Origin of the sequence: Neorhizobium petrolearium (assembly GCF_029854435.1) — a bacterium.
Lineage (GTDB): Bacteria > Pseudomonadota > Alphaproteobacteria > Rhizobiales > Rhizobiaceae > Neorhizobium > Neorhizobium petrolearium.
Window position 1 is genome coordinate 5,510,960 of record NZ_CP123000.1, and the last position, 12,490, is coordinate 5,523,449.

Consider the following 12,490-nt stretch of genomic DNA (forward strand, 5'->3'; position numbering starts at 1 on the left):
TTTGTCCCTGCACGTTGCGTGCAAAATGGCTAAGCGGGGCGAAAAATGGCGGAAAAGTGGGCTTTTGGATCACGGAATATTACAGGATGTAACATTCGTGATTATATTGCAGTCGATCTTTTTAAGAAGCCAGCTAAGCTTTTATGGAAGAAAACATTTAAAAACAGGGGGAAAACGGAATGGCATTCCCGGAAGAATCATGCTGCTGACTTGATCACGAAAATCGCAGAAAAAATTTATCGTAACACGCGATTCCTTGCCTCATTCAGGCAAATTTTATGGCCTTGCGCCACATATCTTAAAAAAGAATAACCAGCTTTTCCGGTAAGGATGGAAATTTCAACCGTTTTAAGATGGGAAAATTATCCTCTCCAACGTCCGGTGGACCACATTTCGGCCAGCGACACGCGGTAATTGGGAAAGCGGAATTCAAAGCCCGCGGCACGGATCTTGGCATTCGAGACGCGCTTGTTGGCGCCGTAGAACGAGCGTGCCATGGGCGTCATTTCGGCGGTTTCGAAATCCTGTTCCGCGGGCGGTTCTACACCCATCAGCCGGGCAGCTTCGACGATGACATCCTGGGCCGGGCCGGGCTCGTCATCGGTGACATTATATATGCCGTCCATCTTGCGCTTTGCGAGAAAGAGCGCGGCGCCACCGATATCCTCGACGCGGATGCGATTGAAGACCTGATCCTTTTTGACGATGCGCCGCGCCGTACCGCGTTCGAGGTTGGCGAAGGCGTTACGACCGGGGCCATAGATGCCGGAAAGGCGCAGGATAGCGACCGGCACGCCGGCGGCCTCTCCCTCGGCAGTCCAGGCCTCCTCGGTATCGACCCGTTCGATCGAACGACCCAGGATCGGGCTGCCGGGAGTCTCTTCCGTCACCCAGTCACCGCCGTGATCGCCATAGACGCCGACAGTGGAGAGATAGCCGATCCATGCGAGCCTGGGGCAGAGTTCGGCGAGCCTGCCCTTCATGAGCTTCAGCAGCGGGTCGCCCTCAGAGCCCGGCGGGACGGATTGCACGAGATGCGTGACTTGCTTCAGTTCGGCCAGCAGTTCATCGCCGAACGGGCCGCCGTCGAAGATGAAGGCCCGGATATCCTTGGAGGAGAGCTCTGCCACTTTCTCGGCGGTCCTGGCGGTGCCGGAGACCTTGGCGCCATCTCTTTTGAATTCCTCGGCGATCGCCTGGCCGGAATAACCGCATCCGAAGATCATCACCTGCATCAGCCTGCTCCCGCCAATCGCCACTCTTCCAACACGTCCGGGTCTTCCTCGATTCGGCGCGTTTGCGCAAACCGTGCAAAATCCCCATCCGGCATCAGCCGTCTCAGGGCCCATATAGCCATGCCGCGCACCACGGGCGAGGGGTCGCCCGAAAGTTCGCGACATCGGGCGATGAGGCTGGCGTCGCCGGAATTGCCGGCGGCGATCAGCACGTTGCGGATGAAGCGGTCGCGACCGATGCGTTTCACCGGCGAACCGCTAAAAAAGGTGCGGAACGTGGCGTCGTCCAGCGTCAGCAGGAAGGCGATGGAGGGCTCCTTCAAGTCCTCGCGGGCCTTCAGCTTCATCTCGGAGGCGCTTGCCGCGAACTTGTTCCATGGGCAGGCGGCAAGACAGTCATCGCAGCCATAGACGCGATTGCCGATCAGCGGCCGGAATTCCGGGGCGATCGGCCCCTTGTGCTCGATCGTGAGATAGGAGATGCAGCGGCGCGCATCGAGCCGGTAGGGTGCCGGGAAAGCCGCCGTCGGGCAGGCATCGAGACAGGCGCGGCAGGAGCCGCAATGATCCGTCTCCGGCTCGTCCATGATGAGTTCAGCGGTGGTGAATAGGCTGCCGAGGAAAAGCCAGGAACCATGGGTTCGGCTGACGAGATTGGTATGCTTGCCCTGCCAGCCGAGACCGGCCGCCTCCGCCAGCGGTTTTTCCATGACGGGCGCCGTGTCGACGAACACCTTCACGTCTTCCCCGGCGCGGGCGGCGAAACGGGTGGCAATCTCCTTCAGCCGGCCCTTGATGAGGTCGTGATAGTCGCGGTTGCGGGCATAGACCGAGATCGCCGCCTTGTCCGGTCTGTCGAGAATTCCGCGCGGATCTTCATCCGGGCCGTAATTCAGCCCGAACATGATGATGGACCGGACCTCCGACCACAGCACTTTCGGATCGGCGCGGCGCAGCCTGGTCTCGGCCATCCAGTCCATCGTGCCATGGTGGCCTTCGGCAAGGAAAACCTCAAGCCGCTCCGGCGCCCGCGGAATGCTGTCGGGTCCCGTGACACGGCAGAGATCGAAGCCCTGGCTTTTCGCCTCCGCGTGAAGGAAGGCGGTCAGCTTCTCCCGCCGTCGCAGCGCTTTTTCAGCCTCTCGGTTATCGTCAGAAATCAAGGTCCGCATAATGGGATACCGGGGTCAGTCCGCGGATGCGCTCGGCGAGCAGCGGCCGGAAAGAAGGGCGCGATTTCAGCCGCTGATACCATTCCTTGGCGACCGGCGTATCCGACCAGTCAATTTCACCAAGATAGTCTAGCACGGAAATGCAGGCAGCGGCCGCGAGATCCGCATAGCTCAGGCGGTCCCCCGCAAGCCAGGGGCGCGAACCGGCAAGCCAGGAGAGATATTTCATGTGCTGGCGGATATTGGCGCGGGATGTACGCAACACCTTCGAATCCGGCGCACCGCCGCCGTGGGCCGCGCTCATCTGCAGCTTGTAGATGCGTTCGCGGCTCAGCGGCCTCGTCACGTCCTGTTCCATCTTCTGCAGGAACCATTCGGTAAGGCGGCGGATTTCGGCGCGCTGCCACGGATCTTCGGCAAGCAGTCGCCGGTCGCGCTTCAGGACGCCATGCGTCTCATCGAGAAATTCCATGAGCACGGAAGGGCCACAAAGTACCCGCATGCTGTCGTCCACATAGACGGGAAGCGTGCCCGCCGGATTGAGTGTCAGGAATTCACGGCGCTTTTCCCAGGGCTGCTCTTCGACCAGATCCGCCTGGAAACCGTATTCGGCAAGGATCAGCCGAACGAAGCGGGAGGCCGTAGACATGGGGTGATGATAGAGGGTGGGCATGGATACTTGAACTTCACGAATAGTGTATAGGGAGGTTATGGTCGCTTCGCGCGCCCGCCTGACATATGGCAGCTATATGGATTTGGTAGGGCCAACACAAGCAACGGCTCATAGAGTACCTCAAACTGCCCTCATCTGCTCAATAAAGGATTAAGAATGGCGGATCAGTCCATTATCAGCGCCCTCGTTCTTGGCTTGATCGAGGGGCTTACGGAGTTTCTTCCCGTTTCATCAACCGCTCATGTTCTGCTCGCCGGCCACTTTCTTGGATTTCAATCGCCTGGGAACACCTTCGCAGTGCTGATTCAGCTCGGCGCAATCCTGGCGATTCTGCTCGTCTACGCCGGCAAGCTGCTGGAAATCGCGATGGATATTCCGACGAGCCGCAAGGCCAGGCATTTCGTCGTGACGGTGTTGATCGCTTTTCTGCCCGCGGCGGTCATCGGGGCGCTCGCACATGACTTCATCAAGACCGTGCTGTTCGAGACGCCGATGCTGATCTGTATTGTGCTGATTCTCGGCGGCTTTGTGCTTCTTGCCGTCGACAGGATGAAGTTCCAGCCGAAATATCACGACATAATGGACTACCCCTGGCCACTCGCACTCAAGATCGGCTTCTTTCAATGCCTCGCGATGGTTCCCGGCACGTCTCGCTCGGGAGCGACGATCGTCGGCGCATTGCTGATGGGGGCCGATAAACGCTCGGCTGCGGAATTCTCCTTCTTTCTCGCCATGCCGACCATGCTCGGGGCCTTCGTGCTCGACCTATACAAGAATCGCGACATCCTGAGCTTCGATGACGGCGCCGTCATTGCGATCGGCTTCGTCGCGGCGTTCGTCACTGCGATTTTCGTGGTGCGCTCGCTGCTCGATTTCGTCTCGAGCCGCGGTTATGCGTTCTTCGCCTACTGGCGGATCATCATCGGCGCTACCGGTCTTCTGGCTCTCGTCATGCTTGGTTAAGGCCTAACGGCGGCGCCGGTTATAAAGGAAGAAATCGTAGCCGGCCGCCGCAAGGGTGATGAAGAAAAGAAAGCCCAGATCGACGCGAGGCACGCGCCAGAAAAGAACGCCGACAAAGCCGGCGAGAATCAAAAATGCAATGAGTTGCAAGAGGCGATCCCTCATTCAAGTATCCTTCATTGCTACGGTCCTGCCGTCTCTGGGCGTCCCGCTCCATGCCGACCGAGGAAATTCCGTTCATCGTCCATAGACAGCCTCCGGGAGATAGAACACGATCTGCGGAAAAAGGTACATGAGCGTCATGCAGATGAAGACCATCAGCACGAATGGCAGTACGCCGTTGAATATCTGTGTCAGCCGCACCTCCGGCGGCGCGATCCCCTTGAGATAATAGGCTGACATCGCCATGGGCGGTGTCAGGAACGAAGTCTGCAGATTGAGCGCTACCAAAATGCCGAAGAAAAGCGGGTCGATGTTGAACAGGCTGAGCAGCGGCAGGAAGATGGGAACGAAGATGATGATGATCTCCGACCATTCCAGCGGCCATCCCAAGAGAAAGATGATGAGCTGCGCCAGGAGCAGGAATTGGAACGGAGTCAGGTCGAGTCCCCGCACGAATTCCGATATGACCTGCTCCCCTCCGAGATAGGAAAATACGGAAGAGAAGGTATAGGATCCGACGAACAGCCAGCAGACCATCGCGGTCGTCCGGACCGTAAGGTAGACGCTCTGGCGCATTCTTTCCCACGTGAATGCCCGATACCCGATGGCGAGCACGATACCGCCCAGCGCGCCGATGGAAGCAGCCTCGGTCGGGGTTGCCAGCCCGAAAAGGATCGAACCCAACACGGCGAGGATGAGGAAAGCGAGTGGGAAAAAGGAGGTCGCGATCATCACCATGACCCGTCCAAGGGGTACGTCGGGCACCTCCTCTGCGGTCGGTCGTGGTGCCACGCTCGGCTGAAGAATCGAGCGCCCGACCACGTAAATGAGATAAAGCCCCACAAGCGTGAAGCCCGGCAGCAGCGCCGCGGAATAGAGCCGCACGATCGAGACCCCTGATGCTGCGGCATAGACGATCAGCATGATCGAAGGGGGGATCAGGATACCAAGCGTTCCGCCGGCGCAAATGATCCCGGAGGCGAAGGACTTGTCGTAACGCGCCTTCAGCATGGCCGGCAATGCAAGCAAGCCCATCAGTGTGACGACGGCGCCGACGATGCCTGTCGCCGTCGCAAAAAGCGCGCAGGTAATAAGCGCCGCGACCCCCATCGATCCCGGCACATTCTTCGAAGCGATATTGAGAGTGTTGAAAAGCCTGTCGACGATATTCGCGCGTTCGACGATATAGCCCATGAACAGAAAGAGCGGGATGGCGGTCAGGACGTCGTTCGCCATCACCGTATAGGTCTGGTTGACGAAGAGGTCGAAGATGCGATTGTTGAAGAAGCCTTCGACCCAAAGCCTGATGCTTTCCCCCCAGCCGGCACTTTCATCGAGCCGGTTATAGGCCCGCCACATGCGGTTCGGATCGTAATACGCGTAATAGCCGAAGCCGATGCCCAGGGCCATCAGGTTGAAGGCGATCGGAAAGCCGAGAAAAACGATAAAGATGAACAGGCCAAGCATGAGCAGCGCGACTTGTGGATCGGTCATGCCTGATCTCCTGAAAGCTCGGCCTGCTTTTCCTTGATGAGTAGAATTTCTGTCTCCTCGACATCGTCGGCAGCCGGCATCCAGTCCCCGGTGCGAATGCAATGGATGCAGCGAAGGACTTGTGCGATCCCTTGAATGAAGAGCAGAAGTCCGGCCGCCACCATGACGGTCTTGAACTGGTAGATCGGAATGCCGGCCGGGCTGTTGACGCTGACCTCGCCGTAGCTCCACGATCTCGACGCATATTTCCAACCCGAGAAGATCAGGGCCGTTATGCCCGGGAAGAAGAAGAGAAAGTACAGGATGAGATCGACGATCGCCTGTGTTCTCGGCTTCCACAGGCGATAGAGGAAGTCACCGCGAACATGCCCGCCGCGGGAAAGCGTATAGGCGCCGCCCATCATGAAGAGCGTTCCATACATGATGAAGGATACATCCAGTGCCCAGGGAGTCGGACGTCCGACAATGTAGCGGACAAAAACCTCGTAACTCGTGCCGAACGTCATGAGCACGATGAGCCAGGCAAATGCCTTGCCGAACCAAGCCGACGTTGCATCGGCGAACCGGATGAATGCCCGCATGAATGACGTTTTCCCATTTGCGTGAGGGCGGCAGGAGCGGAAAGCTCCTGCCGTTTGGCACTGCGCCGGCTACCGTCAGAGGTTTATCTTGCCCGGGAAATAGTGATTGTACGCTAGGGCATAATCGGGGGATGCCATGAGCTCGAAAAAGGTGACGCGGTCGACCCATGCCCGCTGGCTGTCAAGCACCCGCTTCATGAACTCGTCCTTTTCGAGTTCAACGATCAGGTCGTCCCAGGCCTTGATCTCGGCATCGAGGATTTCCTTGGACGTCCGGTGCAGGTTCACCTGATGCTCGTCCCGAAGCTTCAGCAGGTCGGCCGAATAATTATCCATGGCCGAAGCCGTGTTGGCCGTTGACGCGGCCTCGACGGCATAGCGGGCAATTGCCTGCAGATCCGGCGGCAGGTCCTCGTAGAAATCTTTGTTGAACAGGAATTCGAAGCTCTCCGATGCCTGATGATAGGACGACAGATAGTAGTGCTTGGCTACGTCCTGCGCACCGAAGCGGATGTCCGACGAGGGGTTGTTGAACTCGAAAGCATCGATGACACCACGCTCCATGGCAGGCACGATTTCGCCGCCCGGCAATTGCGCCACGGACATGCCCATTGCCTGCATCAGGTCCGCGGCCAGACCAACTGTACGGTATTTGAAGCCGTTGACGTCGGCGACCGTATTGACTTCCTTCTTGAACCAGCCGAAGGGCTGGGCGAACATCGGGAAGCCGAGGAAGCCCACGACATCGAGTTTCAGGATGTCCTGCTGGAGCTCGCGATAGAATTCTGCGCCGCCGCCGGCATAGAACCACGACAGCATTGTCGTGGCCGAGCCGCCGAAAACCGGCCCGGTACCGAACAGGGAAGCGCCCTTGTGTTTGCCGTACCAGTAAGCGCAGACGGAATGGGCCGCATCGATGACCCCGTCGTGGCAGGCATCGAGCACCTGGAAGGCGCCAACCACGGAGCCTGCCGGCAGAAGATCGATCTTCAATCTGCCTGCGGACATGGCTTCGACGCGCTCCACGTATTGGCGCGCGAAGTCCATCCAGATATCCGATGCCGGCCAGGAGGTCTGCATCTTCATCACGATCGGGGATTGTGCAAGAACCGCGGGTGCTGCCAAACTACCCGCCGCAACCCCACTTGCGGTTGCGCCTATTTTCAGGAAAGACCGGCGCGTCGGCGCCTTCTTTTCGTGCGTGTCCATTGATTTCTCCTCCCGGTTGGGCAGGCCATTGCCCTTCTCCCAGAAGAAGTATTCAGGAAAAACACAGACAACTCAATACAGGCGTGCAACATTTTGCCATCAAACGATCGTTGATTGCGTGTAAAGATGAGCGCTGTGCAATCGGAAAGATTATTGGAGGGCGGGCTGGACCGATGCCGTGCTGCACGGATCGACGCCATAGGCCGGCGTGCATTCGATTTTGCCGGCTGCGCCAGTCCTCGGGGCCATGAACGAACCCGCGAGAATGATCAGTGCTGCGCACGCAAAAAAGAGCGCGATGGGCTTGCCCATGGAGAAACGCCTTTCGGAAGAGGATTTGATCGTCACGGTTGAGTATCTATCTCGGCAGGAGCTTTATTGCTCGCATTCGATAAATTCAATAAAGGATTTTGCTGAACCCGCCGTTAACGCGACTGCTTCGGTGACTGCGGCGTTTGTGCCACAGATCATGCCTGAAAGATAAGCGGAAACAAGGGCATGCCCGCTTTTTGAGCGAACAGGGAGCTGTTCCGGCGAGGCAAAGTGTTGGCTAATTTAGTAAAAATATCAGGCGGCCCGGCCGGAGCGTGTGTACTGGCCCTGCGGCCTGTACTGCACCAGATAGGAAGGCAGGATCGATGTGGCGAGAGTCGGGCGGATGCCGATGGCTTCGAGCGTGCGCCCTTCCTTCACGGCGGCATCGGAAACCACGTTGTCCACCTTCAGAAGCTTCACCTGGTCGGGCGTGATCGGCGGCTGCACGAAGGGGATGAGCGAGGCGATGCTGCCGATCAGCGACGCGATGCCGGAGGGCAGTGAAACCAGCCTGTTCTGCCGATTCGTGATGCGCAGCATCGTCTCGAGACATTGACGGAAGGTCATGACTTCCGGACCGCCAAGCTCGTAGATCTTGCCTGGGGCGATCGCACCGTCGACGGAACGGGCGACGGTTTCGGCGACATCCTCGACATAGACCGGCTGGAATTTCGTGTTGCCGCCGCCGACAAGCGGGAGGGCAGGGAAAATCCGCGCCATGGCGGCGAATTTGTTGAAGAAGCTGTCTTCCGGACCGAACATGATCGACGGGCGCAGGATCACCGCATCCGGCAGCAGCGAGAAGATCATCGCTTCTGCGCGGCCTTTGGTGCGGGCATAGGACGACTGCGAGTTCGGGTCGGCGCCGATTGCGGAAATATGGGTGAGCTTGGCACCTGCGGCGCGGGTCGCTTCGGCAACCGAACGGGCACCGAAGTCCTGCACGGCGTCGAACGTATTGCGGCCGGTCTCAAACATGATGCCGACGCAGTTCACGACATGGGAAGCACCTTCGACCGCCCGGGAAACAGACTGGCGATAGCGAAGGTTGGCCTGGACGAGGGAGATCTGCCCGACATAACCGGCCGGCAGCAGGAAGCCTGCGAGATCCGGGCGGCGTACGGCCACCCGCACTCGATAACCCCGTTTTGCGAGCGTCCGCACTACATGCCGCCCGACAAAACCCGATCCTCCGAAAACGGTAACGAGTGGCGGAAGATTGTTGATGGTCATGGCATGCTCCGGGAGCCGATTGGGAAGTTGAGAGCTGTTTAGCCGAATCGTGACGCGGGTGGAAGTGTCTCGCTGCCGCACCTGCGATTGTTGTCCTCTCTTTAAATGCCTTCCACGACGACCATTTCCGCATCTGCAACTTCCTGGCGGATTTTCGCGGCGATCTGATATTCGGGCGAGTTGTAGCAGTCGACGGCGGCCTGCATCGAGGGAAACTCGATCACCACGTTGCGGGCGCGCGCCTTGCCTTCCAGCTCGGTGAAGGCGCCGCCGCGGGCAAGGAAGTTAGCGCCGTATTTGTCGAAGGCGACCTTGGCGGCTGCCACATAATCCTTGTACCGTTCCGGGTCTCGGATATCGACGCGGGCGATCCAGTATCCCTTGGCCATGAAATCTCCTCCAATGCGCATTTCGATATGCTGACTTCAGGCAAATCCTCGGGCAAGTCAATATGAAGAGCACCGCACGATATCTGGCTCCGGCCGCCTCCGCCGCCCTCTGGCTGCTTGCGGGCTCGGCCCCTGCACATGCGGCAGCGGCTGCCTGCGGGGCGGAAATCCATGCGGCCTTGGATGCACCGGCTTCGACGGCTTCGAAGCCGGTCGAGATCATCTGCAATCTGAAACTCGCCGGGACCGACGTCATCACCATGCCGATCGCCTTTTCAGGCGGCGCCGCCTCGGACGTGACGCTCGATTGCGACGGCGCGACGCTTGACGGGACAGCGGCGAAAGCGCGAACCCTGCTCATCCGGTCCTTGCGCAAGCAGGGTGGCGGCTGGGACGTGCCGCGGAATATCCGTATCCGCAACTGCATCATCAAGGGTGACGTGCGCATCCAGGGTCTTGGGCGAAACGGAGAGGCGGAGGGTGTGCGTCTGTCGTCCCTGCAGACCGGACATACCGAAAGAGCACAGGCTGCGGCGCCAAGTGGAATAACGTTCGACAACGTCACCTTCGTGGGAAATGGCACCATCCCGCTCTATGCGGCGCCGGGTGTCACGGGGATGGCGGTCGAGAATTCCCGCTTCACAGGCAGCGCGTCCGCGACGGCGATCTATCTCGATGCGGAATCGGCTCGCAACCGCATCGTCGGCAACACGTTCGATATCCGCACCACCCGGCGAGAGATGATCGCGGTCGACGGTTCGGCGGAAAACCGGATCGATCAGAACACGTTCGAGAACCCGATCAAGGGCGGCATCTTCCTTTACCGCAATTGCGGCGAGGGCGGCACGATCCGCCACCAGGCGCCGGAACACAACGTGATTGCCAGAAACACGTTCCGCTACGTGAATTTCTGGGCGGCACGGCCGGCGGTCTGGCTCGGCAGCCGGCAGGGCTCACGCTCATATTGTTTCTCGCGGCCGGACCGTCCGTTCGGCAGCAGTCTCAGCGCCCTCGACCATGCGCAATACAATACTGTTACCGGCAACCGCCTGCCGGGCGGTAGCCCGCAGCTGATCGTCGATCACGACGAACACAATACGGTTTCGGACAATCGTTAGAGGACGCTCTGCATCTCGGTGAGAATGGCTTCGGCCGCGGCCTTCGGGTCCGGTGCCTTGACGATCGGCCGGGCGACGACGAGATGGCTCGATCCGGCGCGAAGCGCATCGGCCGGCGTCATCACCCGCTTCTGGTCGCCGACGTCCGAACCGGCAGGCCGGATGCCGGGTGTCACGACCGCCATGGTGGTACCGACGATCTTGCGCACGGCAGAGGCTTCTTCCGCCGAGCAGACGATACCGCCCATGCCCGCGGCAAGCGCCTGTTCGGCCCGGCGCAGCACCAGCGTATGCGGGTCATATTCGTAGCCGGCATCCGTCAGGTCCGCCTCGTCCATCGAGGTCAGGACGGTGACGGCAAGCAGGCAGAGATCGGAGCCTTTCGCTGCCGCGACGGCGGCGCGCATCGCCTTCGGATAGGCATGCAGGGTCAGCATCGTGACGCCCATCTTGACGATGTTCTCGACACCCTTCGCCACCGTGTTGTCGATGTCGAGCAGCTTCATGTCGAGGAAGACCTGTTTGCCGTCCTTGATGAGATCGCTGGCGAATTCGAGGCCGCCGGCAAAGGCGAGCTGGTAGCCGATCTTGTAGAAGGAGACCGCGTCGCCGAGCGTGGCGACCATTTTCTCCGCCTCGGCAGTTGTGGGGATGTCGAGGCCGACGATCAGACGGTCACGCGCATTCATGCCCTGATTCCTTCCCATGTCTCGATGGGTGTCCACTCGCATGAGACAGCTCGATCCGCAAGTCCGAAACAGAAGAGATTTCCGCCGCCTGGCGGCTGGTCGCGATCGCGACCGATCGGCCTGCCGGCCAGATAGCATTTCAGCAGCGTCCCGACGCCGCCATGGCCCACGAACGCGATGGGCATTTTGGGATCGTGATCGGCAAGGATACGGTTGACGGCGGAGACGATGCGAGCCTGCGCGTCGACGGCGCGTTCCCAGCCCTTGAAGCTCTGATCCGGGTGGGCGAAAAACCAGTCGGCCGCCTTCTCGAATTCTGATGGCGGCAGGAAACCGGTCGCCGAACGGTCGTTCTCATGCGTGTCATGCGCGGTTTCGACTGCGATACCGGAAGCCGTAGCGAGAATTTCGGCCGTTTCGATCGCCTTCGTTTCATCGCTGGAGATGATCCGCCCGAGTTTCCTTGCCCATCCGGAACGTGAGGCCTGTTCGGCACGCGCCCGGCCCACCTCCGACAATCCCCATTGCGGCACAGGCACATCCGGATCGATCCTGATCTGCGGGTGGGTGATGTAGAGGCCGAATGTCATGGACGGCTATAGGTCCAGAGCTGGGCCGGCGGAATGTTGCGGACCACGAAATCGTAATGTCTGATCCGGTAGCGATCCGGGTTCGCGATGATCGGTGAGACGGGACCGTAGGTGATCTGCATGACCGGCCGGCCGGCGGGAATGCGGCCGAGAAGATCTTCCAGAAGCGCGATACGGCGCTCCATGGGGAAGCTCAGGAGCGGGATCGCAGAGACAACGCTGTCGAAGGTTTTGTCCTTCCAGGCGCCGAGCGTGCGTTCGAGATCGAAGGCGTCGCCGTTGATGAAGTTCACGCCCGAAAACGTGCGAACCAGATGCTGGTAGAAATCGGTCGAATATTCGATCGAAACGAGATTCTCCGGCGCAATGCCACGCTTCAGGATCGCCTTGGTGATGATGCCGGTGCCAGGCCCGAGTTCGAGGACCGGCAGGCAGGATGTCGTATCGACGATGCTTGCCATACGCCCGGCGGTGATGGAAGAGGTGGGGCAGATCGCGCCGACCCTTTTCGGGCCATCTATCCAGCCCTTGAAGAACCGGATTTCCTCGTCGAACTTGCGGCCAAGCCGTTCCTTCAGGCGCAATTCCATGGATATGTCCTCTCCCTTTCGGCCCCTATGTGGACCCGCATGCCGCAAAAGCAAGAGAAAATGTCGCAGCGGGCAAA

Annotated in this window: 15 protein-coding genes; 3 read left to right on the forward strand and 12 right to left on the reverse strand. The window is 59.6% G+C overall.

From position 1 onward, the window contains the following. Positions 1–362 precede the first annotated feature (362 nt). From QEO92_RS26600 to QEO92_RS26610, 3 genes are read right to left on the reverse strand one after another with little or no spacing between them, the layout of a single operon-like run. The gene (locus QEO92_RS26600; RefSeq protein WP_227705027.1) at positions 363–1,235 is read right to left on the reverse strand and encodes an SDR family oxidoreductase; all 873 of its coding nucleotides are present in this window, start codon (positions 1,233–1,235) and stop codon (positions 363–365) included. After that, positions 1,235–2,407, reverse strand: coding sequence for a tRNA epoxyqueuosine(34) reductase QueG (gene queG, locus QEO92_RS26605; protein WP_407722014.1), 1,173 nt, complete (start codon positions 2,405–2,407; stop codon positions 1,235–1,237). Before queG ends, QEO92_RS26600 begins: the two co-directional genes overlap by 1 nt. Then, positions 2,388–3,080 (reverse strand): glutathione S-transferase family protein, encoded by a 693-nt coding sequence (locus tag QEO92_RS26610; RefSeq protein ID WP_037160063.1) that lies wholly within the window; start codon positions 3,078–3,080, stop codon positions 2,388–2,390. Before QEO92_RS26610 ends, queG begins: the two co-directional genes overlap by 20 nt. 156 nt (positions 3,081–3,236) lie before the next feature. Between QEO92_RS26610 and QEO92_RS26615 the strand changes: the two genes are divergently transcribed. Next, a complete protein-coding gene (locus tag QEO92_RS26615; RefSeq protein WP_227705028.1) occupies positions 3,237–4,043 on the forward strand; it encodes an undecaprenyl-diphosphate phosphatase in 807 nt (268 codons plus the stop codon). A 3-nt stretch (positions 4,044–4,046) separates the two neighbouring features. Here QEO92_RS26615 and QEO92_RS26620 read toward each other — a convergent pair whose 3' ends face one another. The 4 genes from QEO92_RS26620 to QEO92_RS26635 all read right to left on the reverse strand — a co-directional run bounded on the left by QEO92_RS26620 (position 4,047) and on the right by QEO92_RS26635 (position 7,489). Further along, on the reverse strand, positions 4,047–4,208 hold the full coding sequence (locus QEO92_RS26620) for a hypothetical protein (RefSeq protein ID WP_200884025.1): 162 nt from the start codon (positions 4,206–4,208) through the stop codon (positions 4,047–4,049). Between the two features lie 72 nt (positions 4,209–4,280). Continuing rightward, on the reverse strand, positions 4,281–5,699 hold the full coding sequence (locus QEO92_RS26625) for a TRAP transporter large permease (protein WP_037159382.1): 1,419 nt from the start codon (positions 5,697–5,699) through the stop codon (positions 4,281–4,283). Next, positions 5,696–6,280, reverse strand: a complete 585-nt coding sequence (locus QEO92_RS26630) for a TRAP transporter small permease subunit (protein WP_037159379.1) — start codon at positions 6,278–6,280, stop codon at positions 5,696–5,698. The genes QEO92_RS26625 and QEO92_RS26630 overlap by 4 nt, the downstream gene beginning before the upstream one ends. A 75-nt stretch (positions 6,281–6,355) precedes the next feature. Then, positions 6,356–7,489, reverse strand: coding sequence for a TRAP transporter substrate-binding protein (locus QEO92_RS26635; RefSeq protein WP_037159376.1), 1,134 nt, complete (start codon positions 7,487–7,489; stop codon positions 6,356–6,358). A 265-nt stretch (positions 7,490–7,754) separates the two neighbouring features. Here QEO92_RS26635 and QEO92_RS26640 point away from each other — a divergent pair, with 265 nt between their 5' ends. Continuing rightward, the gene (locus QEO92_RS26640) at positions 7,755–7,973 is read left to right on the forward strand and encodes a hypothetical protein (protein WP_200884024.1); all 219 of its coding nucleotides are present in this window, start codon (positions 7,755–7,757) and stop codon (positions 7,971–7,973) included. An 83-nt stretch (positions 7,974–8,056) separates the two neighbouring features. On the opposite strand, the gene QEO92_RS26645 is transcribed toward QEO92_RS26640, so the two are convergent. Then, on the reverse strand, positions 8,057–9,037 hold the full coding sequence (locus tag QEO92_RS26645; RefSeq protein ID WP_227705029.1) for a complex I NDUFA9 subunit family protein: 981 nt from the start codon (positions 9,035–9,037) through the stop codon (positions 8,057–8,059). A 101-nt stretch (positions 9,038–9,138) separates the two neighbouring features. Next, complete coding sequence (locus tag QEO92_RS26650) at positions 9,139–9,426, reverse strand: DUF1330 domain-containing protein (protein WP_037159367.1); 288 nt, start codon at positions 9,424–9,426, stop codon at positions 9,139–9,141. A gap of 62 nt (positions 9,427–9,488) precedes the next feature. Here QEO92_RS26650 and QEO92_RS26655 point away from each other — a divergent pair, with 62 nt between their 5' ends. Continuing rightward, positions 9,489–10,544: a right-handed parallel beta-helix repeat-containing protein gene (locus tag QEO92_RS26655; RefSeq protein ID WP_227705030.1), complete on the forward strand. Its 1,056-nt coding sequence runs from the start codon at positions 9,489–9,491 to the stop codon at positions 10,542–10,544. On the opposite strand, the gene pyrF is transcribed toward QEO92_RS26655, so the two are convergent. The 3 genes from pyrF to pmtA are packed head-to-tail and all read right to left on the reverse strand — an operon-like array spanning position 10,541 to position 12,413. Next, positions 10,541–11,233 (reverse strand): orotidine-5'-phosphate decarboxylase, encoded by a 693-nt coding sequence (gene pyrF, locus QEO92_RS26660; RefSeq protein ID WP_227705031.1) that lies wholly within the window; start codon positions 11,231–11,233, stop codon positions 10,541–10,543. The genes QEO92_RS26655 and pyrF overlap by 4 nt on opposite strands. Continuing rightward, the gene (locus QEO92_RS26665; protein WP_227705032.1) at positions 11,230–11,823 is read right to left on the reverse strand and encodes a histidine phosphatase family protein; all 594 of its coding nucleotides are present in this window, start codon (positions 11,821–11,823) and stop codon (positions 11,230–11,232) included. Before QEO92_RS26665 ends, pyrF begins: the two co-directional genes overlap by 4 nt. After that, positions 11,820–12,413: a phospholipid N-methyltransferase PmtA gene (gene pmtA, locus QEO92_RS26670; protein WP_227705033.1), complete on the reverse strand. Its 594-nt coding sequence runs from the start codon at positions 12,411–12,413 to the stop codon at positions 11,820–11,822. The genes QEO92_RS26665 and pmtA overlap by 4 nt, the downstream gene beginning before the upstream one ends. Between the last annotated feature and the right edge of the window lie 77 nt (positions 12,414–12,490).

Bases quoted from the DNA above. Each gene is read 5' to 3' on its own strand.
- QEO92_RS26655 (WP_227705030.1), top strand. From the start codon at position 9,489: ATGAAGAGCACCGCACGATATCTGGCTCCGGCCGCCTCCGCCGCCCTC.
- QEO92_RS26620 (WP_200884025.1), bottom strand. From the start codon at position 4,208: ATGAGGGATCGCCTCTTGCAACTCATTGCATTTTTGATTCTCGCCGGC.
- QEO92_RS26625 (WP_037159382.1), bottom strand. From the start codon at position 5,699: ATGACCGATCCACAAGTCGCGCTGCTCATGCTTGGCCTGTTCATCTTT.
- QEO92_RS26630 (WP_037159379.1), bottom strand. From the start codon at position 6,280: ATGCGGGCATTCATCCGGTTCGCCGATGCAACGTCGGCTTGGTTCGGC.
- QEO92_RS26610 (WP_037160063.1), bottom strand. From the start codon at position 3,080: ATGCCCACCCTCTATCATCACCCCATGTCTACGGCCTCCCGCTTCGTT.
- QEO92_RS26615 (WP_227705028.1), top strand. From the start codon at position 3,237: ATGGCGGATCAGTCCATTATCAGCGCCCTCGTTCTTGGCTTGATCGAG.
- QEO92_RS26635 (WP_037159376.1), bottom strand. From the start codon at position 7,489: ATGGACACGCACGAAAAGAAGGCGCCGACGCGCCGGTCTTTCCTGAAA.
- QEO92_RS26640 (WP_200884024.1), top strand. From the start codon at position 7,755: ATGATCAGTGCTGCGCACGCAAAAAAGAGCGCGATGGGCTTGCCCATG.
- queG (WP_407722014.1), bottom strand. From the start codon at position 2,407: ATGCGGACCTTGATTTCTGACGATAACCGAGAGGCTGAAAAAGCGCTG.
- QEO92_RS26600 (WP_227705027.1), bottom strand. From the start codon at position 1,235: ATGCAGGTGATGATCTTCGGATGCGGTTATTCCGGCCAGGCGATCGCC.
- pyrF (WP_227705031.1), bottom strand. From the start codon at position 11,233: ATGAATGCGCGTGACCGTCTGATCGTCGGCCTCGACATCCCCACAACT.
- QEO92_RS26645 (WP_227705029.1), bottom strand. From the start codon at position 9,037: ATGACCATCAACAATCTTCCGCCACTCGTTACCGTTTTCGGAGGATCG.
- pmtA (WP_227705033.1), bottom strand. From the start codon at position 12,413: ATGGAATTGCGCCTGAAGGAACGGCTTGGCCGCAAGTTCGACGAGGAA.
- QEO92_RS26650 (WP_037159367.1), bottom strand. From the start codon at position 9,426: ATGGCCAAGGGATACTGGATCGCCCGCGTCGATATCCGAGACCCGGAA.
- QEO92_RS26665 (WP_227705032.1), bottom strand. From the start codon at position 11,823: ATGACATTCGGCCTCTACATCACCCACCCGCAGATCAGGATCGATCCG.